We start from the raw sequence: 24705 nt of genomic DNA on the forward strand, positions 1-24705 counted from the left end.
TGAATGTCCTGTCGCTCGGGCGACAACAGTCAAGCGGCCTTAATCGTCACCTCCACGTTCCCTCGCGTCGTGTGCGAACACGGGCAAATTTCTTCGTGGGCTTTTTGTGCGAGCAGCCATTGGATTTCTTCGTCGACACCGTCGAGGAAAACCTCAAGCGTAACTGCTAGTTCAAACCCGCCCTTTTCCCGCACGCCGACCCCGACATTCGCCGTTACTCTCGAATCCGGCCCAATTGCCACATTAGTCGTCCTGGCAATGAGCCGCACCGCTCCCTCGAAACAGGCGGCATAAGCCGCTACGAACAACTGCTCCGGATTTGTCAGCGTGCCTCCCGGCCTACCCATTTGCACCAGGACCGCCAGTTTTTCGTCCAGTATGCCGTCGTCACTGCGCACCTGGCCCTCACGTCCGCCCTTTGCGCTCGCCGTTGCGGTGTACGAGATCTTCTTTGGCATTCCTTTTCCCTTTCGGCGCGTATGTATCCGGACACCGTCGCCGGTCGGCGCGCCCATGAATTCCTCGAGCTCTCGGATCCTGCAAAGATCGCCTGGCTCTCCCTGCGGCTATTGCCATCCAGTCACGCAGCAGACCCTGATCTTCTTTCGAAAAGCGCGCACGGTTCTTCAGATTGTCGAAAGAGTCGCCGGGGTGGCATCGGTCAAAGTCGTCCCGGATAAGCGCCTCGTGTTTGGCGCGAACGCCCGGATCGCTCGGCCCGATTGCCTTCTTGAACCCGTTTGCGGACATGATGATCCGGCCAAGCATAAGATCCTTCATTTTCGACTCCTGGCGCGAAACCCGTCTTGCCCCAGGTGCTCGGCAAGGGCGGTCAGCGCAACTGGTTCACACCAGAGTCCGGAAAACGGTGCGAACAGGATCCTCTCCAGACATTCTGCGCCCGGCCCATCTCTGTCTGCATCGATCCATGTCTCGTCGCCGCTTGGACGAAACGGTTTCTCCGCTTGTGCGAAAAAGCTGCGCAAAACAGTCATTATGCATCTCTCACTGTCGCCGTTCCGGGTCATTCCATCGTTTCCCGATTGATGCGGGCTCGCCAGATATCAGGTCCGTAATACAGGCAGTTCCAGACCACCTCGCTTGCGAAAGTCGCAGTCAACTGTGATTTCATCGGTCGGGGATTGTGGTGGACGATCACGTAAAGGCTTTGACCTTGCTTGAGATGGGGAAACAGCTGCCGAATGATTGCATGCCAGATACCGTGGCGAATTTTGCTTAAATCGAAAACGCACACCAGCCCGTTGATCGCGTCTTGGGTTATCACGGTGCCTTTCCTTGCGCGGATGCCTCTGCTTCAAGTTCGCAAAACAGATAAGCGACGTGCGCGCATAGCTGCGCTGCGGCGCCGCTCGGCAAAATTCGAAATAGCAGCTCCTCGAAGTACGGCTTGGCAATTCTCCCTGTTACGCCTCTGTTCGCGTAAAGCAGGTCCAGAATGTTCTGTGCCAAGAGGCCAAGCTTCCGCTGGTTCGCATGGGGATCGAGAATCTGGCGTAATGCCTCGTCGACCCTGTCCCAACGCGCGCCGGAAATGTGCGTCAACACGTTGCCAACATGCCCATGATCGCGAAATGCGGCCACCAAGATCGGTACCAACGCTTCAAAATCCTCGCCGACTGCTGTTAATGGGACCGTGGACGCTCCCTGAGTAGGCAGTCTGCCAGTAAACCCGTCCGGCCGCGGAGGAAGCGCATCCTGAACGGGTAAGCTCCGCATGACGGTCATGTTCATTTCACTCTCCGTTCGTTGACAGCTTGACCCAATGTTGGCACCTGCGCCTACCGCCTCAAGCTCCTGCTGAAGCACTAACGCAAAAAAGATACATTTACAATATATCTTTAAGCAAGGACACTGAATCCGGGGTCATGACAACAGGAAACGCACCGACAAGTTCATCGCAAAAGGATGGTTTCGTGCGCCCGGCACCGACTTCCGTCCGCATGCGCTCGGGCTTTGTCGACTGTTTGCCGTGGGGCGGCCTCATCGGTGCCTTTCGCATCAAGCTGTTCTCGGTCCTTGTGCGCCCCTGGCCGGACGCCATCACGGGTGCCGCCACTACCATGAGAGCCTCGGCAATCTACCCCCCGCCGACGTCTACTTCGGGCGTGGCAACCTCATCATGATCGAAAGGGAAAGGATCAAACGCGAAACCATCAGACAACGCCGCTTGTTTCACCGAGAAGCGGCCGCCTAGAATGAAAACCCTGATGGACCAGAGCATCCGTAACTCACGATGCCAGTGGTCCGAAAATCCCTGATGACGAACAGCGGCATCACCGAACCCGTCGAATCCGCAGCTACACCCAGCTGAACGGCAACTGTTTCGGCGGCCAAATCGCTTCGATCCGTTCCAACGGATCGCCACTTTTCCGCTGTGCTTTGAATGAGCGGCGTCGTCATGCCCATGCCGTTTGCTTTGGCGCCCTTCTTTTGGAATGACGTGCCGTCCGGGCCGGAGGAGTAACGACAGAAAGAAGCCCTTGCGTATCGTACAGATGAGGTTTCGCTTGCACGATTTCCGCAAGAATGGAGACGGCGATTTCGGTAGCTCCTCTCGTCTGCGGTATCAAACCGGCGGGGCCATTTATTCGATTGATCGACGACGAACCGAAACCTGCTGACGCAAGGTTTTCTATTCTCGTTTGGTGTGTTCGCCGACTTCCCAACACTCCGATGTAGAATGCATCAGATTCGAGAAGCGCCGGAAGTAAATCCGTTTCCCACTCATGGTCGTGAAATGCGAGGACCGCGGCTGTCCATGGGTCTATCCAGGACATGTTTCCATTGTTCGTTCTGCTGATTGCTCGGCTCGTGATCCCGGCCTTGGCCATAGCCTCTCTGGTGGCTTTGTCAGGCGACGCAAGCAGAACTTCGAAGCCTCCGGTACGTGCCAATCTTCCCAGTTGAACCGCAACCGGGCCGATGCCCGCAATGAATACTCGTTTCTTCGGCCAATAGTGCCGCAGAAACGGACCGACCATGTCATCGCGCGACGGTTCTTGCGGATCAGGAACGTGAAGATCAGCGCGCAGACGTCGTCGAAGTCTTCTATCAACCCGATCTAAATCATCGATCGGCGCTCCGATGTCTATTACCAGTTCGATCGCGCTCCCGCAGGGAAGCCGAATATCCATGTATGGAGAGCCCCGACCATAACGCACCTTTCGGGAATGGCCTTCGTCGAATGCCAACAGGGCTTCCGCTACAATGGCGCGCTCGATACAACCACCGGAAAGATGACCAACCCAGTTGCCGGTTTCCGTCACTGCCATCTGGGCACCCCTTTGGTAAGGAGAAGAGCCATCGACATTCACGAGAGTCACAATCGCAACGCGGATACCTTCGCGCATTCGATCGAGTGCGAAGTCGAGTACATACCCGTCAAAGGTTTCCCATTTCCAGATCTCCTGCCTCACGCCGCAACCTTTCCTTTGCTCATGACAAACTCGATCGGTTCCGAACCTGGGTTCGCAACGTTGAAACACCCCAATTCGCCAGTTCCCGAAACTTACGCAAAAGCGAAAAACATCGAATGGATTAGAGATAACTTGAGCGCTCAAGAATCTCCGCATTGGCAATGAACATCTGTTTGTAAGCGCCCGCCTGCTTCCAGCTGATCGCACTGGAAACGACTATCGCGATCGCGGACGCCATCGTCTCCTCACGCCCGAAGGCGATTACAGAGCGTCCGAAAGCTTGCGATAGAATCAACAAGGCATCTTTTTCGATATCGGCACCACCATGCCTTGCACCGGATGCATTTCGGAAAGACACCCCACGACACCAGGACGCTTCGTCTCGAACATTTGCCATCGCACAACCCTGCCATGATCAATGAATTGCCTAAGTCAGATGGTAGTCGCTCAATTCAATTGCACGCAAACGAAATTAATAATACATTGGATACAATATTTTTGGATTAAACCCCTGATGGGCGCTGCGCGTCAAAAGATACCGATAACACGTCGATAAGGACCCCACCATTCCCGGAATACCGACATTATCAATCCTATAAATCACATAGCTATTTGCCCGGACGGTCGAAGCGTTTCCGGGTAAGCACCAGATTCGAGTGCTCTTGACGGTTCAGTACGTGAATTCGGCTTAGAATGCTTTGAAGGGCCAACGCCGATGCAATCAGCCCGGCTCAGTCGCAACTACCTTCCAAACGGGATCTATGGACTCGTGCATTCTGCGAAATGTCCAGAGGTCGGCAGTACGCAAAAGCCTGGCCATTCCCGGCAAGGGTCTTTCCTCACACGCGCGCCGCTCGGTCAGAAAAAACTCTGATTCGAACCGGACCTCTATCGTGGCCGCAACGTCATCGAAAAACTTGCTGACGATTTCGGCGTTGTCGAGTTTTACAAATTCTAGTCTTGTGGGCTTTGGGTTGTTACTTTGATCCTTCAAGTTAAGCGCAAATCCCTCCAGAACGGCGGAATCAAGCAAGTCACGAAGCGCGGTCAGATTACCAGCGGCATAACTGCCTACAATGAATTCGAAGGCACGGCTCGCATCTGTAAGAAATTTATCCTCTTCAAAGGAGAGCTTTGCCGCGACCGCAAGGAACGGAGAAGTTATTCTCGCCTGATTCGTTAACCTACCAGCTCCGGTATTTTCTTTTGTAAATGACAAAGAGCCGTGTTTTTCTTTTCTCCGATTATCACGCCTGATCAATACGAATGCATAATATAATGAAATCGCTATTATAATCCACAGGTCGGAATTTGTTTGAGTGTCTTCTAACATGTAACGTCCTCAAATCAAAAACTCTTCGTTTTGGATGTGCGCAATTCCAATTTCCATCGAGAATGCGGCGATTCCAATCATAGAAGGCTTCAATCGTCTGCGCGAGTATTTACCCGAATGGAGATTGTGTCTCCCATGATGGGAATGCCCCCCTTCCGTGAAGGGAATTGTCCAGAAGTTGGTCTTCCAAAATCCTGCGTGATCCTTCCAGGGTCAGATGCTCATTGGTCACACCTTCAACTCTACTGCGAATAGTAGCATCCAAAGCGAACGCGACCCTGACGGAGATCGCGTTCTCGCGAGTGATCATCATTTCGACAGCTTACGCGCTTGCATGCATCGGAATTGGACCGCCGCCAGAGAGCAACATTACTCCGGCCCAGTTGTTCGGGCTCCAATACACCAACCGCGCGAGACAGGGCCGATGCCTCCTCCAGACTTTGCGTTTCGTTTCAAGCCTCGTCGCACCCTGTACAGTCAAGAATGATCAAGACCACCCACCTTCCGTTGGATTAGGGCGTGGCGTTTCCAACGGAATGTTGTGATCTAAGCCCGCACATAACCAAAGACAAACGGAATTAAATGTATTATTAGATCGAAAAATTTGGATCACCAATGGATATCGATCGCGCTCGCACCTTTTTGGAAATTGTTCACACTGGAAGCTTTCTCAAAGCCGCGGAACGCCTGCATGTGACACAGACGACCGTCAGCGCACGTATTAGGACGCTTGAAGACGAACTTGGCCGACGTCTGTTCATTCGGAACCGAAACGGTGCAAGATTGACATCCGCGGGTATCGAGTTCGAGCGTTTCGCCCAAATGTTCGTGCAGGTTTGGGAAAGGGCGAGGCAACAACTAGCGGTTCCATCCGGCAAGAATGGAGTGGTGAGTGTAGCCGCAGAGATGAGCCTATGGAATCCGGTTCTTGTGGACTGGATGGTGAAGCTAAAAGAAAAGGAAGACTGGCTTGCCGTACGCGCTCATGTTGGACTTCCAAGTCAGCTTGTCGAGGAATTGAGAACCGGAACCCTGGACATTGCGCTCCTCTATTCGCCGCAACTTCTCCCAGGCTTTGCGGTTGAATTGCTGGTTGAGGAGCAACTGGTTTTGGTGCGTGCGAAATCACCAAAGCCGGGATTCAGAAGTCCCGACGAATATGTATATGTGGATTGGGGAGCCGCATTTTCGGCCCAGCACGGTACACATTGGGCATCTCGGAACGAGGGTGGAACCTTTGTTGGTTTCGGACCACTCGGGCTTTCGTACCTTCTCAGGACAGGGGGAACAGGATACTTCCGGCGCGGCATGGTCACACCGCTTGTAGATGAAGGCAAGCTCGAACTAGTCGAGGATGCACCGAGTTATCCCTACCCCGCCTACGCGGTTTACCCTGACAATGCTGAAGAGCGCCCGGAAATCCGCGCTGCATTGCAAGTGCTCCGAACCGCTATTGAACCAAGTCAACAAAACTGACAGTTCACCACTTGTTTGGCATTATCTGGCTCAAACCTCCTCGGGGTCTTCCGGCCTGGTGAGGATGTAGGAATCCATGATCCAGCCGTGCTTCTCGCGCGCTGCCGCCCGCAAGCGCTCGATCTCACCGCAGACCTCGCGCAGCTTGCCGGCGACTAGAATTTCGTCCTCGGTGCCGACATAGGCGCCCCAATGAATGTCCATCTCGCCATCGACCGACTTGAAGGCGTTCTGCGCATCCAGCATGACCGTGACGCTGCCAACATTGTCCGGAAAGCCTTCGGCCAGCCTGCGGCCTGTTGTGATCATGATCGACTCTCCGATGCGATTGAGCGCGACCTTGTGACGAGCGGCAAGGGCCTGCACGCTGCTGATGCCCGGTACGACGTCATACTCCAGTTCGATATTCCCCCTGGAGCGGATGTTATCGAGAATGCGCAGCGTGCCGTCGTAGAACGACGGGTCGCCCCAGACGAGGAAAGCGCCCTCCTCGTCGTCATCCAGTTCCTCGACCAGAAGCCGCTCATAGACCTGTTCGACCTCGTCGCGCCACGCATCCACACACTGTGAATAGTCAGGCGTCGTTCGCGCGCGTGACGGCGTATCGAAATCGACCATCCGATAATCGTGCCCACGAATGAACCGCCCGCAGATCTCGCGGCGCAGCTTCGCCAGTCCCGCCTTCCCGGTTCCCTTGTTGGGAATGAAGAATACCGAAACCTGATTGAGGGCATTGATCGCTTGGACGGTCACGTAGTCCGGGTTCCCGGCGCCGATTCCGATTACAGATACTTTACGCTTCACGACTACATGCTTTGTGCTGCCTTGCATGATGGAAGTCCCGTTGCAACCCGTCGAAACGAAAATTCCGAACGGGACGATTGTAGGTTAAATGCCCGCTTGGAGTAAGGCAAACTGCATTAATTTGATACTGACTGCATCATCTTGATAGTAAAAGTTCACACGACCATTGAAGTTGGGTGACAGTGGGGGGATTTCTCCCAGTGCGTAGAGAATGCCTCCAAAGACACCACGGTTGCCAATTAGAAGCATTTCGGCCCACTCTGATCGCTGAAGCATCACCCACGCAAACCTGTCACCCAAACCTCATCTCGTAATGTCAGAGCCTCGGTAATTTCCGAAGGGCAGTCAGTCGCGTGTTAATGCCGGAGCAAAAAATGCGCCAGATGATGTCATGCGAAGGGACCCGATCGGGCCTCTTCGCATGACGGCGCGCCGCTGCGTTGTGGATCAGCCTGCTTCGGGATCCCGCTTTGGTCCGGCAGCCTTGAGGGATTGTGCGAGGCGATAGCTTTCGCCGTTCATTTCCAGGATATGGACGTGGTGCGTGAGGCGGTCGAGGAGCGCGCCGGTCAGCCGCTCGGAGCTAAAGACGCTGGTCCATTCATCGAGGGGCAGGTTCGACGCGACGATGGTGGAGCCGCGTTCGTAGCGCTGCGAGAAGACCTCAATCAGCAGTTCCGCTCCGGTCGGCGACAGCGGCACGTAGCCAAGTTCGTAGATGATCAGCAGCCGAACCTTGGCCATTTGCTTCTGCAGGCGCAGCAATCGCTTTTCGTCGCGGGCCTCGAGCAGTTCGTGCACCAGGGCCGATGCGGTGATGAAGCCGACGGGCAGCCCCTTCTGGCAGGCAGCCAGTCCGAGGGCGAGAGCGATATGGGTCTTGCCGGTGCCGCTGTTGCCGACGGCGATGACATTCTCGTTGCGGTTGACGTAGTCGCAGCGCGCCAGTTCCATCACCAGCATCTTGTTCAACGATGCGATGGCATTGAAGTCGAAGCTGTCGATGTTCTTGACGGCGGGAAAGCGGGCCGCCCTGAACCGTCTTCGCAAGGAATTGAGCTGAATGTTTCACTGCAATCATCGATTTTTCTCTCGGATTCCAAACCAGTACCAAAACCAAATCGGCGGTCACTTCTGTCTGTGCAGGATCAGCCCTTCGGAATTGCGATAGGCGCCATTGCCCAGATCCTCGAATGTGACGCACGTCTTGCCGCGTTTAGGTCCCTTCGTGAGAGTCATGCACAGCTCGTCCCCGACGTAGACCCAATTGCCAGCACCGGACATGAACGCGACTTTCATCACAATGCTGCCATCGGAATTGTAACGCAGACGAACGGTCATGCCGTTACGTGTCGCCGTCAGATCCTTGTCGATAATCTGCCTTGAAACCTGCTCCCGCGTCAGCGTTTCGGCGACAGCCGGTTGTATGATTAGAGCACCAACTGTCGCTAGCGCTGGCAGGGTAAGCGTTAGGGCGCGGCGCATGTGGAAACATCCTTTATCGGGCAGACTGCGATACGCAATTGTGCAATAATGTAATAGCTTACATACTTTGTAAAGTGTCAAGAAATCCTGTCTTTTTCATCTGGATTGCCATATTTGGCAGATTCTGGTTGCAAATCTCGATAGGAGTAAATAATAAGTGAGCAATCGCTTTTGCCGAGGTTATCCGATGTCACGAGCAAAGTACCTGCCGACCGAAGAGCGGCGAAACGAGGCGGTCGAAGCAGTAATTGAACTCGCCGCCGCAAGGAATCCGGAAGACATAACGACCACTGCGATCGCCGGACGCATGAAGCTCAGTCAGGGGGCGCTGTTTCGGCATTTCCCGACCAAGGATGCGATTTGGTGCCAAGTGATGGAGTGGGTTTCCAACCGGCTCCTGGAACGCGTCGACAAAGTAGCCGGCGCCGAGGCGGATCCGGTTGATGCGTTGGAGGCGATGTTCTTGACGCATGTGAAATTTGTCGCGGAACGACCCGGAGTACCGCGAATTCTAATGGGGCAGCTGCAGCGCAATGGAGCGACCGCGGCCAAGCAGGTCGCCCAAACATTGATGAGAAATTACGCTACAAGGCTTCACCGCATTCTATCTGCCGCCCGCGCTTCGGGTGCCGTCTCAGCCAAGCTGGATGAGTCCGCCGCGGCAACGCTGTTTCTCGGCATGATCCAAGGATTGGTGGTGCAGGCGCAGATCAGCGGCGACTACGCGAAGATGTGCGCAGAAGCGCCACGGGTCTTTGCGATCTATCGCGCCGGCATCACGCGCGGTTCTCCCGGGAAGGAGAAAACCGAATGAAACTCACGTTCCTTGGCGCGGCGCGAGAGGTCACGGGATCGTGCTATCTCATCGAATCCGGGACACTGCGCTTCCTCGTCGATTGCGGCATGCTGCAAGGCGGACGCGCGGCCGATGCGCGCAATCGACAATCCTTCGCAATTGATCCGAAAACGCTGGATTTCGTCCTGCTGACCCACGCCCATATCGACCACAGCGGGCTATTGCCGAAACTGACGCGCGAAGGCTTTCGCGGCCCTATCCTGACAACCACCGCCACCGCCGATCTGCTGGAGGTGATGCTGCCCGACAGCGCCCACATTCAGGAGGCCGAGGCCGAACGGGCGGCGCGTGGACATCACAGCAGAAAGCGGGCGCGGACCATGCGCGCCGTGCCGATTTACACGTTGCACGATGCCGAAGCCTGCCTGCGCCAGGTGCGTCCGGTGAATTATGACGAGAAGCTCTCCCTTGGCGACAATGTGACCTGCGCCTTCCGCGATGCCGGCCACATACTCGGCTCGGCAATCCTGGAGCTGTGGGTTGACGATGCCGGCGGCGCGGTGAAGCTGGTGTTCAGCGGAGATCTAGGTCAACCGGGCCGGGCCATCCTGCGCGATCCGACCCGCATCGCCGAAGCCGACATCCTGGTGATGGAGTCGACCTACGGAGACCGGGCGCACCGAGATCAGGCCGCTACGATCGACGAGATGGTCACAATCATCAGTGAAACCAACCGGCGCGGCGGAAACGTGATCATGCCCGCCTTCGCGGTGGGAAGGACGCAGGAAATCCTCTATCACCTGAATTGCCTGACCCGGCAGGGCCGCCTGCGTGATCTGTCGATATTCATCGATTCACCCATGGCCGACCGCGCCACCCAAATCACCAAGCAGCATCTGGAATTGTTCGATGAACAGGCGCTTCGGCTGGTCGAATGGCATGACAATGGTGTGAATCTGCCCATGATGCACTTCACGGCCAGCGTCGAGGAGTCAAAGGCGCTCAATAGGGTCCGTTCCGGCGCAATCATCATATCGGCTAGCGGCATGTGCACCGCCGGGCGTATCCGCCACCATCTTCTTCAAAACCTGCCGCGTCCGGAATGCGCGGTGCTGATTACGGGATTCCAGGCGCAGGGGACGCTGGGCCGGCACCTGGTTGATGGAGCAAAACGGGTACGGATTTTCGGCGAAGACATCGCGGTGCGCGCCTCGGTGCATACACTCAACGGCTTCTCCGCTCATGCAGACCGTACGGCGCTGCTGGACTGGGCGGCGGTATTCCGGGAATCCCCCGCACAGGTCTTCATCACCCATGGCGAGGCGAGCGCCGCGGATGCCCTCGCCCGGACGTTGCGCGACGATTTTGGGTGGTGCGTCTCGGTTCCTGGCCCAGGCAGAACGCTGGACTGGCCGCTGGTCACACCCGGAAAGACCGTTCGATGATCAGCCAGGCCGATCGCAGGTCGCTTCAGGAGAGGATTCTGTCCAGCCCATCCTATCTGCTGGCGGAGGAGGATATCGCACTGATGTGCGAGGATGACCTGCGCCCGCTGCGTCTGCAGCTTGAGTTGATCAAGACCGAACGTGCAATGCGCCAGCACGGGATACGCTCGACGGTCGTGGTGTTCGGCAGCGCCCGCGTCCCGCTTCCGCATGTCCGTCCACAAGGCAGCCGCAGCTTGCGCCAGGCGGGCTATCTCGAGGAGGCGCGGCGTTTCGCTGCACTGGTGTCGCGCCGATTTCAAAAGGAACGGCGGCGCGATTTTGTCGTCGTCACCGGGGGCGGACCCGGCATCATGGAGGCCGCGAACCGCGGCGCCTGGGAGGTTGGCGCGCGCTCGATCGGTCTCAACATTATTCTGCCCCACGAACAAATTCCCAATCCGTTCATCACCCCGGATCTGGCATTCCGGTTTCGCTACTTCGCGATCCGGAAGTTGCATTTCGCGCTGCGGGCAAAGGGGATGGTCGCCTTTCCCGGCGGGTTCGGCACACTGGACGAATTGTTCGAAATCCTGACCCTCGTGCAGACCGGCAAGATGGCCGCTATTCCGATCGTGCTACTCGGGGCCACGTTCTGGCGACAGGCGATTAATTTCGACTTCTTGATGGAGGAAGGCATGATTTCCGCGGCCGACAGAACTTTGTTCACCCTGGTCGAAACCGCTGAGGAAGCGGTGACGGCATTGCAAGAATTCTATCACGGGCGGCCACCCGAATGACCGCGTGCGGGCGTATTTCCGGTTATTGCGGCCGTGGCACGACCATAAGGAGACGGGACTGATGTCACGCAAGATTTCCATAGCGATCATACTGGTCGCCGTCGTCGGCCTACTGGGCTTCGGTGCCTGGACCGTATTGCTCAAGCCCTCTGACCAGCCGCCAGAAGGCTTCGCCCGGGGAAATGGCCGAATCGAGGCGGATCTTGTCGATATATCGCCCCGGCTGGCGGGACGGGTGGCGCAAATCAAGGTTCGCGAGGGCGATCTTGTGCGCTCAGGTGACGTGCTGGTGGTAATAAATACGGTGGAGTTGCGCGCGCAACTGGCACGTTCTGATGCGGCGGTCGCCAGCGCCGAAGCCACGGTCGAGGTTGCCGCTGCCGGCGTGGCCGAGGCGCGCGCACGGCTGGCGCAGGCTCAAAGCGAGCAGGCGCGCGCCGAGACATTGAGTGTACGCGACGTACTATCCCGCCAAAGTCTCGACATACGGCGTACCGAAACCCAGCTAGCTGAGGCGAATCTAGCCGCGGCCGAGGCCACCAAGGTTGCTCACGAGCGCGCCGTCGAGGCCGAGGCGGCGGCCCGAGCAGAGATCGCAGCGCGCATCGAGGATTCGACGCTTTACTCCAGCGGTCCGGGACGAGTGCTATACCGTCTGGCGCAGCCCGGCGAGATCATCGGCAGCGGCGGCAAGGTGTTGACGCTGGTGAACCTCGAAGAAGTCTACATGGAGTTCTTTCTGCCCGCGACCGAAGCTCCGCATCTGCGCATCGGTGACGAAGCCCGCATCGTCGCCGACATAATGCCCGATGTGGCCATCCCGGCGGTTGTATCTTTTGTATCCCCGCAGGCGCAGTTCACACCCAAGCAGGTAGAGACCCTGACCGAACGCAAAAGCCTGATGTTCCGTATCCGCGTGCGCATCCCGCCGGAACTGGTGTCGGAGCGTCTCGATCAAGTCAAGACGGGAGTGCGGGGTGTCGCTTGGGTGCGGCTTGCACGCGCCGACGGCAGCCTTCCGGATTGGCCCGACGGTTTGACTCCGCCGCTCGTCGACGTTTCATCCGCTAATCCTCCACCCGAGGTCGAGCCATGACCGGGCAAGTCGAATCCGTCGCGCGGCTTGAGCATCTGCGCCACCGCTTCGGCAAGGTCACGGCGCTCGACGATGTGACACTGGTGCTACCGGCGGCGCAGATGGTCGGGCTGATCGGTCCGGACGGGGTAGGCAAATCGACCCTGATGGGGCTGGTGGCCGGCGCGAAACGGTTGCAGGAAGGCTCGGTCGTGACATTGGGTGGCAGTATGGCTGATGCCCGACACCGAGCCGCGGTGGGCGGACGCATCGCCTACATGCCGCAGGGGCTTGGACGGAACCTTTACCATGATCTCTCGTTGCGCGAGAACTTGGATTTCTTCGGTAAACTCTTCGGATTGGAACGGCCGGAGCGAAACGCCCGCATCGAAAGACTGACACGCGCCACCGGACTTCACCCTTTTCTCGATCGCCCCGCCGGCAAGCTTTCGGGCGGCATGAAACAGAAATTGGGACTGTGTTCGGCTCTGATCCATGACCCCGATTTCCTGCTGTTGGACGAGCCGACGACCGGTGTCGACCCGTTGTCGCGGCGACAGTTTTGGGATCTGATCGGTACGATCCGTGCGGATCGTCCGCAGATGAGTGTCCTCGTATCCACAGCCTATATGGAGGAAGCGGCGCTTTTTGACCATCTGGTGGCAATGGATGCCGGCCGCGTGCTCGCCGAAGCCAGTCCCACCGAACTGGTGGCTCAGACCTCCACGGCATCTGTCGGTGAGGCGTATGTCGCGCTGCTGCGGGCCGAAAGGAAAACGACGGGCGACGGCATGGACGTTGCGGTCGATTCCGCTTCCGAGGCAACCGTCGCGCCCATGGACGAGCCTGTCGCACCGTCGATGCCCGATGAACCGGCAATAAAGGCGCGGAACTTGACTCGACGTTTCGGTGATTTCACCGCTGTCGATGCGGTCAGTTTCGACATCGCGCGCGGCGAGATCTTCGGTTTTCTCGGCTCCAATGGCTGCGGCAAGACCACGACGATGAAAATGCTGACCGGACTATTGCCCGCCTCCGATGGCGAGGCCTGGATCTTCGGCCGCCCGGTCGATGCGCAGGACCCACAGGCCCGCCGCCGCGTCGGCTTCATGTCGCAGTCCTTTTCGCTATATGGCGAGTTGAGCGTGCGCGAAAACCTTTTGCTGCATGCGCGTCTTTTTCACCTTGGCGGGACGCTGGCCGACCGGCGCATGGCGGACCTGGTGCCGCGATTCGGGCTCGCGGATTATCTTGACCAGCGCGCCGATGCGCTTCCGCTTGGTCTGCGTCAACGGCTGTCGCTGGCGGTGGCGGTGATCCATGAGCCAGACATTCTGATCCTCGATGAACCGACATCCGGCGTCGACCCCCAAGCCCGCAACGACTTCTGGCGGTTACTCCTCGATCTGTCACGCAAGGACCGGGTAACAATCTTCATCTCCACCCATTTCATGGACGAGGCGATGCGATGCGACCGAATCTCTCTTATGCATGCGGGGAGAGTGCTGGTCACCGACAACCCGGACTCAATTATCGCCTCCCGCAAGTCACGGTCGTTGGAGGAAGCGTTCATCGCCTATATTTCCGCCGAAATCCCGCCCGAACCCGCCGGCATCTCAGCGCTGGCTGCGCCATCCGATACCCTTCGAGATGCCTCGGGCTTCAGCCTGCGCCGCCTGCTGGCTTTCACGACTCGTGAAGCAAAGCAGGTTCGGCGCGATCCGGTGCGGCTGGCGTTCGCCTTTTTGGGCAGCGCGTTGCTGTTGCTGATTATGTCTTTCGGCATTTCGCAAGAGGTGCGCAACATCCCCTTTGCCGCACTCGATCAGGACCGCAGCCCCGAAAGCCGCGCCTATCTGTCGACCTTCGAGGATACGCTGTGGTTTCAAACCCATGCGCCGATTTTGGACGTAGAAGCGATGGAACAGCGCCTGGCCAATGGCGAACTTACGCTAACCCTGCAGATCCCGCCCGGCTTCGGCATGGATCTGCGCCGCGGGACCGGGACCGAAGTGGCGGCGACGATCGACGGCACCGATACCACAAGGGCGGGCACCGTGGAAAGCTATGTCAAGGGGGCGCATGCGGCGGCTTCAGGCAATGTCGGGGGTGCGGCGTCGGCGCTCGACATGCTCGCGCCCGCCGCGCCGCCGGTGCAGTTGACCCCGCGCTTCCGCTACAATCCCGCGATGGAAAGCCTGCCGTCCATCGGCCCATCGATCCCGCCGCTTCTGCTTCTGCTGTTTCCGGCGATTCTGATGGCGGTCAGCGTGGCGCGCGAAAATGAGATCGGCACGATTACCAATTTCTACGTCACCCCGACCGGACGCGCCGAATTCCTGATTGGCAAGCAATTGGTCTACATTGCGATCACGCTGTTGAATTTCGCGATCCTGACGACGCTGGTCGTGCTGGTGCTGGGAGTGCCCCTGCGGGGCGACCCGTTGGTGCTGCTGCTGGCCGCGCTGATCTACGCCGTGGCCGCCACCGGTTTCGGCCTCTTGGTGTCCATGATCTCGACCACGCAGGTTACAGCGGTCTTTGCCAGCACGATCCTGTCGGTGATGCCGACCTTGCAGTTTTCCGGGATGATGACACCGGTCTCGTCGCTGGAGGGCCCCGCACGGGTCCTTGGCAGCTTCTGGCCGACGACTTGGTACATGGCTGTCAGCGTAGGGACCTTCACCAAAGGACTGGGGTTGGCGGATCTGACCGGGGCGCTCACACGGTTGGCCTTGTTCGGCCCGGTCTTTGTCGGGCTGGCTATCCTGGCCTTGCGCAAGCAGGAACGATGACATGCTGCGGCTTGAAAACATCTTTTGGCTGGTCGGCAAGGAATTGAAAAGCGTGCTGGGCGATCCGGTGATGGTGATCCTGATCCTGTGGTCCTTTGTCTTTGCGGTGATGCTTGAAGCCAGCGGCGCGGGCGATACCGTCCGCAATGCCGCGATTGCCGTCGTGGATGAGGACCATTCGTCCCTGAGCGGCAAGATAACCGAGGCATTGATGCCGCCTTGGTTCCAACCGCCCGTCACCATGACCTACGGTCAGGCCAGTTCGGCGATGGACCGGGGCGAAATCATGTTCGCGTTGTCGTTCCCGCCGGATTTCGCCTCTGACGCGATCGCTGGCAAGGCCCCTGCCGCTCAACTTCTGGTCGATGCCACCGCAGTATCGCAGGCTCAACTTGGCACGGACTACATCGGCAATATCGTACAAGCCGAAGCGCTTGCCTTCCTGTCGGGTAGTCCCAACGCCCCCCCGCCCCAGCTTCAGCTGGAACTGCGCCGAGCCTTCAACCCCAATGGCAATCCGGTCTGGTTCAAGGCGATGTCCTCGTTGCTCAATCAGTTGTCGCTGCTCACGATCGCTCTAACAGGTGCCGCGATGCTGCGCGAACGTGAACACGGCACGATCGAACATCTCATGGTGATGCCGTTGACACCGATCGAAGTGGGGCTGTCGAAGGTTCTGGCGACGATGGTGGTGGTGCTTGCCGCTTTCATTGGTTCGCTGCTATTCGTGGTGCAGGGATTGCTGCAGGTTCCCGTCGCCGGATCCGTGCCGCTTCTGGTAGCGGGCGCGGCGGTTTACCTTTGGGCCGCCGCTGCAATTGGCATGTTCCTGGGAACCCTGGCGCGCAGCATGGCACAATTCGCGCTGCTGGTTATCATGGTCATCATCCCGGTGATCATGCTGTCCGGCGGGATGGGTGCCGTGGAAAGCCAGCCTGACCTTGTGCAGAAATTGACGCTGGCGCTCCCGTCTCGTCACTTCCTGGCCTTCGCCAAGGCGGTGGCGTTTCGTGGTGCCGGTCTTGGCGCGGTCTGGCCGCAGCTACTCTTGATGTTGGGATTGGGGGTGGCCTTTTTTGCCACAAGTCTTTCCCTCTTCCGGCGCTCGATGTCGTTGAGCGGTTGATGGCGCGCAACGAAAGCAGGCAGCATACCAACGGATGAAATGGATGGCGCGCTTCGGTTCTATTCTATTCCTGATTATCTTCGTCGGAGGGTGCGCATCCGCTCAGAAAATCCTTCCTCTTGCAACCACGATTCCGCCAGAAGCGACCGTCGAGGAGGTTCTAATAGCTACCTCGCGACAGCCAAGCGATGGTCCGCTTGTGATATTCAATGGCGAACGTTCTTCGGAATTGAATTTCGCCGACATAGCGGTTTCGATACCATCGAACCGACAACCAGGAAGCATTGCATACCCTGGGAAGAAACCCGACCCGTTAAGGCAATTTGTTCCGGTTCGCGTGCAGACCGGGATTGATCGCGGGGAATTCTTGTCCCGATTAAATGCGCGTCTTGTAGCGCTGCCGAAAAGCCAGCGTGTTGTCTTTATGTTCATACATGGATTCAACACTGATTTCGCCGAGGGCATCTATCGACAGGTTCAGTTCCGGCACGACTTCGATGTCCCCGGTGTTGCGGTAAACTTTTCATGGCCGTCGGCCGGCCGGACGCGCCTCTATCTCTATGACCGCGACAGCGCGGAATTTGCCCGGCGCAGTCTCGTCGAGACACTGGGTATCATTACAGCAAGCAAGGCTCGGTCCATCTTTATTATCGGCCATTCCATGGGAGCGCTTCTGACTATGGAGGCACTGCGTGAGACCTCGCTTCGCGGTGACAAGTCAGTATTGAGCCGCCTGAAAACACTGATCCTTGCGGCACCGGATATCGACATCGACGTATTTGGCGAACAGATCCGAGAAATACACCCACGTCCGGAAAACTTCGCGATCTTCATCTCGAGTAAAGACCGCGCACTGAAGATTTCCAAACGCCTGCGTGGCGGACATCCGCGTGTCGGCGAAGAAGCTGATGTCGACTACCTCCGCCGCATGGGGATCCAAGTGCTCGACTTGTCAGAGCAAGGAGGATCCTTTGACCGCATCAACCATAGCACCTTCGCAACGTCGCCCGCATTGATAGCGATGGCCCGAAGTGGCTCTCTGGCCCGCAAGAGCCTCATAAACGAAGACGCTGTTGGAACCGCAATCGCGACGGTCGGCGATTCACTGAGGAGGCATATCTATCTGCCGGCTACCGCCAGTCAGGACTGATGGCTGACACCAATACTGCGGGAACTCCTATTCAGTCGCGAAACACGACTTTTGCGGCCGTAATGCGTGAACATTGTCCGACCAAGTCGACGATATCGAGTTCACAATGACCGTGACGACGCTCCACACTGTCGGCCGGCTTCTCAGCGCATGGGAAGACGAGGGTATTGTGCGCGGTAAATCAGCTTTGTGTGCCAACAAAGAAACAGAAGATCGCAATGGCACGAGCAGTTGGCTCTATTCGCCGCTTGCGTGGGCAGCGACCCTTTCGAATCCGGGTTTCGCGTGGAAGAAACCGTTCATCATCGGCTGCCGCACACCCAATTCCACGAGGCGGTTGTCGGTCTCATCCGCAGTGACGCGTTCATCAAGCAATTCACGATAGAGGCGCGAAACCGCGATCATGTCGCAGCTGTGGGGTGAAAGGCGAAAAGCGGTTACGCCTATCTCCTTCAGTTCCCCGACTTCGCGAGACAGATTCAGGAACCGATGCGACAGCGTCTGTATACCGTTGATGGAGAGAAACGGCGCTCCGGAATGCGTCTTCAGATCCATGCCGTCCGGGTCGTTCTCGCAGACGAAAAGGCAATTGTCCTTTGTCCGTCCGTGCGCCCTCGCGTGGTAGCAGCGCGCCGAGAGGGCTAGTCCGACGCGACCGAATATCTGAACCTCCATGCCCGCGCCCAGCTTGTGCGCGGTTGCCGCCAGTGTCGAGAACGATCCCGCCGGCAATTCGACCGGCAGAGTGAAATGGCAAGCGCCGTTACGCGCCAGATGCTCCATCGCCAACTCGTTGTAGACATTGAAGTACTGGCCGATCCGGTGCGGTCGTCCGGACAATCGCGAAAGAGCGGAGGAATCGTTTGCCTCGATTTCCGCGCCTTCGAGCACGATCATTCCCGAAACCGTATTCCGATCCAGCTTGCTGAGCACTTCCGCCATCGTCACCCAGACGACTTTCTTCCCGCCCGCGATCAGCCTCTCGGCGACTTCCGGCAGGTGGCTGTCGAAAAAAGGCGTACGCTTCGAGCAGATGACTTCGCCGAGATAGGCGACATCCACCGGTGCCTCGTCCGCCACTCTGAACCAGAAGTCCCTTTTCTGCTCCGCCGACCAATGAAAAAGCACCGGCCCCATGGTGAGTTGCGGTTTCGCCATGCCTATCTCCATTTCTTCGTCGCGTATGCGCCTTGCGTCTGCTTCCCGCCTTCGGTCAGCATCGCGAGCGTCGAGAGATCCGGGGTGCGGCCCGCAGCGACATCGTCGACCGCCCTGCGATAGGCCGACACCACCGAATGGACATAGCTGCGGGACCTCTGCCGCCCCTCGATTTTCAGGGCCGAAACGCCCGCCCGAACCAGGTCCGGCAATAGGGCGGATAGGTTCAGGCTGACCGGTTCCTCGAATGCATAGTAAGGCTCTTCGCGGCCCGGACGCATGTAGCGTCCCTTGCATATGGTCGGATAACCGGTCTTCTCCTCGGCGGCGTAGCAGTCGATTTCAAAGTCGCCAAGCGTCGCAGCCGTGCTGCCGTCCGAATGTTCGACGTAGCGCACATCGCTCGCCGGCGAACATACGCCGTTCATGTTCGTCGACACGCCGGTGACATAGTTGGTCAGGCTGCAACGCCCCTCGGCCATCATGCCGATATTGCCGAACACGAATGCCTCGATCTCGCAGGGTATTTCCCGGTGGATCGCGTCGATCTCCGGAACCGTCAGGATCCGCGGGAGCACCACGCGCGAGATCCCGAACTCCTCGCAATAATATCTGATCGCCTCGGGCGACGATGCACCCGCCTGAACCGAAAGATGCAGCCGCAATCCGGGATAACGTGACACCGCATAGGAGGCGACACCGATGTCGGCCACGATGACCGCGTCGGCGCGCAGCCGGGCAGCAAGGTCTACCGCATCGAACCACAACTGCGCGCGCGGTGATGTTGCAAAGGAATTCACCGCCAACAGAACCTTGGCGCCCCGGTCATGCGCATAGGCAATCGATTGCTCCAACGCTTGTGGCGTGAAATTCAGGCCGGCGAAATTGCGTGCGTTGGTCTCATTCGCCAAGCCGCAATAGACAGCGTCGGCACCCGCGTCGACGGCCGTTCGCAAGGCCGCCGGCGTGCCCGCGGGGCAGACAAGCTCAGGTTTCGCGAAAGTTTCGTTCATGTTCTTTCCTCCAGTGCCCGCAGCCGCGAGACCACCATCCGCAACGGCGCGAACAACGGCCCACCCATGGCCGCGATGTCTTCGACGATACTTCCGTCGAGGTCGTCCAGCGCGTTGCGCAGGCAGACCGCCGCTTCCGTGTCGCCACCGATGTTAATGTCCCTCGAGAAGAACAGCGCATCGGAATCGCCGCGTCCGTCGACTACCCGGAAAAGGTCCATGAACGGCCCGCGTATCGTCGCATCGCCCCTCACGGAAGGACCGCGCCGGAGCGCACTCAATCCCGGCGCAGCCGGATCCGGTTTCAGGAGTAAAACGAAGGGCAATTCGTTGACATCGATGACGAAGGCCGACCGCACATGCGGACCCAGGCGTTCGAATAGTTCCGGTCGTTTGCAAGCGACTTCCCGGACGATGCGTCCAAGTATCGGTTGTATTGGGAACAACGGCAACGGCCGCATCAGCCGGCCAATCAGATGGGGGACAGAAACGGTGCCGACGATCGATCCGGTTGCGCGCGGCCCGTCACGCCTTTCGGAGTTCATCGGTTCACCTTTTCAATGGGGTTGGCAAGGCGTGATCGCCTGACGATGGGCATGCACGGTTGCGACGGATTGCGCGCCCGGGTTTCAGTTCTCAATGATGCATCCCGATGCCTTGGGTCGGTTGCGGTGCCGGGCGAAGAATGTCCGATTCAGACAGAACTGCGGCCCCTGCGCGCTCTTGCTGTCCGCCTGATCCCGCAACCAGCGCTCGCAAGCATCGCTGTCCGCACAGGAAATGCATGACCAGATGGCGTTTTCCATGCGCCACCCCTGTCCGTCGAGCCCGGCCTTCCCCGCGTCCACCTCAAGCCGCTCCAGCATCGCGCCCATCAGTTGGGCTTGGCGATCCATTCGCATCGAAATTCGTCTGAGGATTCCCATCACCTGCTCCTTGTCTCCACGCGAAAGCTTTCATCATTTTCGCCTGCTTTCTTTGTTCCAGCGCAAACTCGGAACAAGTTGTAGACTTGCCCCCAACGCTGGACCGTCGGCCTGATCATCTTCTCGTCACCATGTAACCGCAAATTCTAAATGTGCGTAACGGAGTAGTCAGTTACGAGGCTAATCGAATGTGCCGACCCACCAGCGTCACAAAAAGGTGGTCAGCATTCGTCGAGCTTCGGAACCGCCGAATTCTCGTCGCCTGATCGAGATCTCCGGTCATAGCTTCTTTCTGCGGCGCAACAAGCGACACTACGAGCACCTGTGGTCTTTCGATTCCGAACACGGGAGTAACGGGGAGAACAGGTTGCCGTTTGCGTTGACACCTTGAACTGCTCGATAGCCTCAATCCCTAACAAATGCTCCGCACGCAAAGCGCCCCAGACGCTGCCGAGTCTTCCTCCTCGCGTGGTCGGCATCGTACCCGAGTTCGACAAGCCGCCGCAGCGCGATCCGGATGACGATGCCGAGTTCGCCCGTCGGCTCCAGCTTCCCGTCCCTCGCGGCCCGCGACACCTGCCTTGCAACCGCTTCCGCCAGCACGATGTCGATGGCACTCGCTTCCGGACAGCCGGCGGCCCGCAGCCGCGCGCGATAGTCCCGCTGGCGCAGCTGCCGCGCGGCATTCATCGGGTCGGCGGGTCTCGGCATCCATTCTTCCTCGCGGTCACTACGTGTCGATGCAGTGACGGTGACCCCACAGACAGCAAGCCACAAAAGCCTCGATCTCTTACCGCGCCCATACAGTCCCCGTCTCTACGAGATGTCACTAAGGGAAAGACCGATTTCACGGCTCCGGGAATCCAGCCAGCAGATCGCCTCGGTGACACCTGCGGGTTACATTCTCAAATCATCTCAAGTTGCCGGGGCATAGTGTCGGCTTGCGGGCGAGGCATCCGACCGTTGCGCTCGGCATTCAACATGCCCCCCTCTCCGCCGCCGCCGATTTCCACTCCGACTCCGCGTGATCGGGGTCGATACGGTGACCGCTTATGCGGCTCAATGCAGCGACCGCATCCCGATCGCATTTTCTTAGATCCTGGGCCCTAGGGTCCGGCCGGCGACGAACGGATGGCGAGGCCCCGCCCCGGTCGGAGAACCGATCGGGCCGATGGACAGCCGCCTTCCCGTCGCCGGACAAGAGGACAATCAAGTGGCATACGCGCGCAAGTTCTACACTGCCGACACTCATTTCGGGCACCGATTGATGATCGGCGACACCCTCGCCCGGCCCCGTCCCTGGGCGAGCACGGACGAGATGGACGAGGCGCTGATCGCCAACTGGAACGCCGTCATCGGCGAGGACGACATCGTCTACCATCTCGGTGACTTCGCCTTCCAGCTGCACGATCGCGCCGAGCGGGTGCGCGGCATCTTTCACAGGCTGAACGGCCGCAAGCGGCTCGTCATCGGCAACCACGACCAGCGCAAGGACGGATCGCTGCATTCGACACTGGCGGACCTGCCCTGGGACGAGGAACCGCGCGACATCGAGGTGACGAACGACGAAGGCCATCGACTGGTGCTGTGCCATTACGCGATGCGGACATGGCCGGGCGCTCACAGGGGCGCGTGGCACTTCTACGGCCACAGCCACGGCGACCTGCCCGGGGAAGGGCTGAGCCGCGATGTCGGCGTGGACTGCCCCGACACGGGCTATTCGCCGCGCACGTTCAGGCAACTGACGGCCGAACACGGAGACGGGCAATGATGACCATCGACGACCTCTACCGGGACTACCCGGCCGTGCTGCCGAACCGCAACGAGATGCGCTTCCTCGACGGCTGGACACGCGTGCTCGAGCCGCTGCTGAGGGAACTGTCCGAGGCCGGGAATGCCTACCTCGTCATGGCCAAGGAGAAGTTCGGCGAGATGCGCGTGCTGCTCTCTCCGCCCGGAGACGAGCGCTTCCGGGATTCCGTCGAGTGCCTGCGGCTGCGTTCGCGCTTTACCTGCGAGCATTGCGGCAAGCCCGGACGGCTCCGCAGGCGAAGCGACGGCTGGATGTTCGCGGCATGCGACGAGCACTCTCACGGCGTGGAACCGCTGCCGCTCTCGGCATCGCGGTGCATCCGCTGGGAGGGGACTGGCGGCCGCTGGCGTACCTACGAATACGACGAGAGGGACGGCCAGGTCACGATCACGGGACCGGCGGGAGACGAACAATGATAAGGCTGAAAGATGTGGTGGAGCATCACCCCGTGATGACCGAGAAAGCGACGATCCTGTGTGCCGACGGGTGGGCGTGGATCATCGCAAGCTTCCTGAACTCGGTCGCCGCGCTCGAGCGGCGGCACGGGCATGAGGGTTCGTTCCGGTTGCGCTATGCAGACGAGCAAATGGCCGAATTGACGATGCGCGTCGACTACGGCGATGCCCGGGACGATGAGGCGTTCGTGTCGGACGTGCTCGACGCGCTCGATTCCGCGATCCTGCGCTCGCGCCACTACTGCGAAGTCTGCGGCGAGCGCGGAACGCTCAGGTGCGACGAACTCGGATGGCTCACGGTCGCGTGCGAGGAGCACACCGAGCCGGACACCGTCCAGATGCCGCAGCAGAACTGGCGGCAGGTCGGCGGCCGCGTCTACGAAATCGACCCGGAGACGGGCACGGTAAACGCGAGGGGCGAGCGATGACGGAGCTGTGGATCCTGTCCGACCTGCATCTCGAGTTCGAGGACCTGCCGCGACCGGTCGTCGCACCGGACGCGGACGTATGCGTGGTGGCCGGGGACGTGCTTCCCGGCTGCCGAAACGCGGTCCGCTGGCTGGGCGAGAACATCGCGCCGCTGATGCCGGTCGTCTATGTCGCGGGCAACCACGAGTTCTACGGCGACTTCATCGTCGACGGCCTGAAGGAGGGCCGCGACGAGGCGGCGCTGTGGTCAGATGTCCATTTCCTCGAGAACGACATCGCGCTCGTCGAGGGCGCGCGGTTCGTCGGTGCCACGCTGTGGACCGACTTCGCCCTCGGTGCCGAGACGGCGGCGGACATCGCCTGGACGGAACGCGCGGCCGAGGGGCTGATGGCGGACTACAAGGCGATCCTCGGCCGCTCGTCGGAGGACCGGTTCAGCCTGATCGCGCCGCACACCGCCGACATGCACGCCTACAGTCGCGTTTTCATCGAGCAGGCGCTGTCGATCCCGTTCGCCGGGCCGACGGTCGTGGTATCGCACCACGCGCCGCATCCCGGCAGCATCGCGCCCGAGTTCCGCGACAGCGGGCTGAACCCAGCCTTCGTGTCGGACCTGACGGAGCTGATGGATCGCTACGAACCGAACCTCTGGGTGCACGGCCATGTCCACGCGCCGTTCGACTACTGGGTCGGAGTGACGCGTGTCGTATGCAATCCGAGGGGCTACCCGGGGGAGAACAGGGTCTGGAACCTGATGCTGACGGTGGAGGTCTGACATGGGCAAGAAAACTGAACTCCACGTGCGGCACAACACGCCGCTGCTGCGCGAGACCGTGCACGACTGGTTCGGCTCCGACGACTACGAGATCGAGGCCGCGGTTGCCGTGTTCTGGTGCGGCTGGGACGCCGACAGCGAGATCCTCATCGTCCGTCTCCCGGACGGAACGAGAAGGCTCGTCGTCGAAAACCCGGCGAGCCTTGGGCCGGACGATGACCTCGCGGCGATACTCGAGGAGCGGATGCGGACATACATGCAAGCGGCGCACGATACGGCAAGGTTCCTGGTGAAATGGCGCGGCCGTCCCGCTCCCGTCATCCGGGACCTGACCGACGAGGAAGCCGCCGCGATCATCAACGGAGGCGACGAAGACCAGGATGGTTGACAAGGAACGCGCCCGGCGGCGGGCGAAGATGAAGGCCGCCGGGGCGG

General features: G+C 59.2%; 28 protein-coding genes and 1 pseudogene. 14 read left to right on the top strand and 15 right to left on the bottom strand.

Annotated features, from left to right (window positions below):
* Positions 1–29: 29 nt before the first annotated feature.
* The 4 genes from IG169_RS06390 to IG169_RS06405 form a co-directional block, all read right to left on the bottom strand.
* On the bottom strand, positions 30–458 hold the full coding sequence (locus IG169_RS06390) for an Ohr family peroxiredoxin (protein WP_193175334.1): 429 nt from the start codon (positions 456–458) through the stop codon (positions 30–32).
* On the bottom strand, positions 406–780 hold the full coding sequence (locus IG169_RS06395) for a hypothetical protein (RefSeq protein ID WP_193175335.1): 375 nt from the start codon (positions 778–780) through the stop codon (positions 406–408). Before IG169_RS06395 ends, IG169_RS06390 begins: the two co-directional genes overlap by 53 nt.
* A gap of 244 nt (positions 781–1024) precedes the next feature.
* Positions 1025–1285 carry a DUF2249 domain-containing protein gene (locus IG169_RS06400; protein ID WP_193175336.1) on the bottom strand — a complete coding sequence of 87 codons (261 nt, stop codon included), beginning with the start codon at positions 1283–1285 and terminating at the stop codon, positions 1025–1027.
* Positions 1282–1752, bottom strand: a complete 471-nt coding sequence (locus IG169_RS06405; RefSeq protein ID WP_193175337.1) for a hypothetical protein — start codon at positions 1750–1752, stop codon at positions 1282–1284. The genes IG169_RS06400 and IG169_RS06405 overlap by 4 nt, the downstream gene beginning before the upstream one ends.
* A gap of 325 nt (positions 1753–2077) precedes the next feature.
* Here IG169_RS06405 and IG169_RS24445 point away from each other — a divergent pair.
* Positions 2078–2215, top strand: a pseudogene (locus tag IG169_RS24445) (IS3 family transposase); the annotation flags it as partial.
* Positions 2216–2417: 202 nt separating this feature from the next.
* Here the strand turns inward: IG169_RS24445 and IG169_RS06410 are convergent.
* From IG169_RS06410 to IG169_RS06420, 3 genes are all read right to left on the bottom strand, one after another.
* Positions 2418–3437, bottom strand: coding sequence for an XdhC family protein (locus tag IG169_RS06410; protein WP_193175338.1), 1020 nt, complete (start codon positions 3435–3437; stop codon positions 2418–2420).
* A gap of 121 nt (positions 3438–3558) precedes the next feature.
* Positions 3559–3834, bottom strand: a complete 276-nt coding sequence (locus tag IG169_RS06415; protein WP_193175339.1) for a hypothetical protein — start codon at positions 3832–3834, stop codon at positions 3559–3561.
* 324 nt (positions 3835–4158) lie between these two features.
* Complete coding sequence (locus IG169_RS06420; RefSeq protein WP_193175340.1) at positions 4159–4770, bottom strand: Tim44 domain-containing protein; 612 nt, start codon at positions 4768–4770, stop codon at positions 4159–4161.
* A 615-nt stretch (positions 4771–5385) separates the two neighbouring features.
* Between IG169_RS06420 and IG169_RS06425 the strand changes: the two genes are divergently transcribed.
* Positions 5386–6246 (top strand): LysR family transcriptional regulator, encoded by an 861-nt coding sequence (locus IG169_RS06425; protein WP_193175341.1) that lies wholly within the window; start codon positions 5386–5388, stop codon positions 6244–6246.
* A 30-nt stretch (positions 6247–6276) separates the two neighbouring features.
* Here the strand turns inward: IG169_RS06425 and cobF are convergent, their stop codons facing one another.
* The 3 genes from cobF to IG169_RS06440 all read right to left on the bottom strand — a co-directional run bounded on the left by cobF (position 6277) and on the right by IG169_RS06440 (position 8535).
* The gene (gene cobF / locus IG169_RS06430) at positions 6277–7077 is read right to left on the bottom strand and encodes a precorrin-6A synthase (deacetylating) (protein ID WP_193175342.1); all 801 of its coding nucleotides are present in this window, start codon (positions 7075–7077) and stop codon (positions 6277–6279) included.
* A 420-nt stretch (positions 7078–7497) separates the two neighbouring features.
* Positions 7498–8100, bottom strand: a complete 603-nt coding sequence (istB, locus tag IG169_RS06435; RefSeq protein ID WP_210325889.1) for an IS21-like element helper ATPase IstB — start codon at positions 8098–8100, stop codon at positions 7498–7500.
* 78 nt (positions 8101–8178) lie between these two features.
* Entirely contained in the window at positions 8179–8535 is a 357-nt protein-coding gene (locus tag IG169_RS06440; RefSeq protein ID WP_193175343.1) for a hypothetical protein, read from the bottom strand.
* A gap of 187 nt (positions 8536–8722) precedes the next feature.
* Between IG169_RS06440 and IG169_RS06445 the strand changes: the two genes are divergently transcribed.
* From IG169_RS06445 to IG169_RS06475, 7 genes are all read left to right on the top strand, one after another.
* Positions 8723–9349 carry a TetR/AcrR family transcriptional regulator gene (locus IG169_RS06445; RefSeq protein ID WP_193175344.1) on the top strand — a complete coding sequence of 209 codons (627 nt, stop codon included), beginning with the start codon at positions 8723–8725 and terminating at the stop codon, positions 9347–9349.
* Positions 9346–10776, top strand: coding sequence for an MBL fold metallo-hydrolase RNA specificity domain-containing protein (locus IG169_RS06450; protein ID WP_193175345.1), 1431 nt, complete (start codon positions 9346–9348; stop codon positions 10774–10776). Before IG169_RS06445 ends, IG169_RS06450 begins: the two co-directional genes overlap by 4 nt.
* Positions 10773–11555 carry an LOG family protein gene (locus IG169_RS06455; RefSeq protein ID WP_193175346.1) on the top strand — a complete coding sequence of 261 codons (783 nt, stop codon included), beginning with the start codon at positions 10773–10775 and terminating at the stop codon, positions 11553–11555. The genes IG169_RS06450 and IG169_RS06455 overlap by 4 nt, the downstream gene beginning before the upstream one ends.
* Positions 11556–11616: 61 nt before the next feature.
* Positions 11617–12651 (top strand): HlyD family secretion protein, encoded by a 1035-nt coding sequence (locus IG169_RS06460; RefSeq protein WP_193175347.1) that lies wholly within the window; start codon positions 11617–11619, stop codon positions 12649–12651.
* Complete coding sequence (gene rbbA / locus IG169_RS06465) at positions 12648–15425, top strand: ribosome-associated ATPase/putative transporter RbbA (protein ID WP_193175348.1); 2778 nt, start codon at positions 12648–12650, stop codon at positions 15423–15425. The genes IG169_RS06460 and rbbA overlap by 4 nt, the downstream gene beginning before the upstream one ends.
* A gap of 1 nt (position 15426) precedes the next feature.
* Positions 15427–16551 carry an ABC transporter permease gene (locus IG169_RS06470; RefSeq protein WP_193175349.1) on the top strand — a complete coding sequence of 375 codons (1125 nt, stop codon included), beginning with the start codon at positions 15427–15429 and terminating at the stop codon, positions 16549–16551.
* Positions 16552–16594: 43 nt separating this feature from the next.
* Positions 16595–17701, top strand: a complete 1107-nt coding sequence (locus tag IG169_RS06475; protein ID WP_193175350.1) for an alpha/beta hydrolase — start codon at positions 16595–16597, stop codon at positions 17699–17701.
* Between the two features lie 237 nt (positions 17702–17938).
* On the opposite strand, the gene ubiV is transcribed toward IG169_RS06475, so the two are convergent.
* The 5 genes from ubiV to IG169_RS06500 form a co-directional block, all read right to left on the bottom strand.
* Complete coding sequence (gene ubiV / locus IG169_RS06480; RefSeq protein WP_210325890.1) at positions 17939–18859, bottom strand: ubiquinone anaerobic biosynthesis protein UbiV; 921 nt, start codon at positions 18857–18859, stop codon at positions 17939–17941.
* A gap of 2 nt (positions 18860–18861) precedes the next feature.
* The gene (gene ubiU / locus IG169_RS06485) at positions 18862–19872 is read right to left on the bottom strand and encodes a ubiquinone anaerobic biosynthesis protein UbiU (protein WP_193175352.1); all 1011 of its coding nucleotides are present in this window, start codon (positions 19870–19872) and stop codon (positions 18862–18864) included.
* Positions 19869–20417 (bottom strand): ubiquinone anaerobic biosynthesis accessory factor UbiT, encoded by a 549-nt coding sequence (ubiT, locus tag IG169_RS06490; protein WP_343225602.1) that lies wholly within the window; start codon positions 20415–20417, stop codon positions 19869–19871. The genes ubiU and ubiT overlap by 4 nt, the downstream gene beginning before the upstream one ends.
* A gap of 84 nt (positions 20418–20501) precedes the next feature.
* Positions 20502–20798 (bottom strand): DUF6455 family protein, encoded by a 297-nt coding sequence (locus IG169_RS06495; RefSeq protein WP_193175354.1) that lies wholly within the window; start codon positions 20796–20798, stop codon positions 20502–20504.
* Between the two features lie 405 nt (positions 20799–21203).
* A complete protein-coding gene (locus IG169_RS06500) occupies positions 21204–21509 on the bottom strand; it encodes a hypothetical protein (RefSeq protein WP_193175355.1) in 306 nt (101 codons plus the stop codon).
* 502 nt (positions 21510–22011) lie between these two features.
* Between IG169_RS06500 and IG169_RS06505 the strand changes: the two genes are divergently transcribed.
* From IG169_RS06505 to IG169_RS06525, 5 genes are read left to right on the top strand one after another with little or no spacing between them, the layout of a single operon-like run.
* The gene (locus IG169_RS06505; protein ID WP_193175356.1) at positions 22012–22569 is read left to right on the top strand and encodes a hypothetical protein; all 558 of its coding nucleotides are present in this window, start codon (positions 22012–22014) and stop codon (positions 22567–22569) included.
* Complete coding sequence (locus tag IG169_RS06510) at positions 22566–23027, top strand: hypothetical protein (RefSeq protein ID WP_193175357.1); 462 nt, start codon at positions 22566–22568, stop codon at positions 23025–23027. Before IG169_RS06505 ends, IG169_RS06510 begins: the two co-directional genes overlap by 4 nt.
* Positions 23024–23494, top strand: a complete 471-nt coding sequence (locus IG169_RS06515; RefSeq protein WP_193175358.1) for a hypothetical protein — start codon at positions 23024–23026, stop codon at positions 23492–23494. Before IG169_RS06510 ends, IG169_RS06515 begins: the two co-directional genes overlap by 4 nt.
* Positions 23491–24270 carry a metallophosphoesterase gene (locus IG169_RS06520; protein ID WP_193175359.1) on the top strand — a complete coding sequence of 260 codons (780 nt, stop codon included), beginning with the start codon at positions 23491–23493 and terminating at the stop codon, positions 24268–24270. Before IG169_RS06515 ends, IG169_RS06520 begins: the two co-directional genes overlap by 4 nt.
* A gap of 1 nt (position 24271) precedes the next feature.
* A complete protein-coding gene (locus tag IG169_RS06525; protein ID WP_193175360.1) occupies positions 24272–24658 on the top strand; it encodes a hypothetical protein in 387 nt (128 codons plus the stop codon).
* The last annotated feature ends 47 nt before the right edge of the window (positions 24659–24705 follow it).

It is taken from the genome of Oricola nitratireducens (assembly GCF_014904745.1).
In the GTDB taxonomy this organism is placed as follows: domain Bacteria; phylum Pseudomonadota; class Alphaproteobacteria; order Rhizobiales; family Rhizobiaceae; genus Oricola; species Oricola nitratireducens.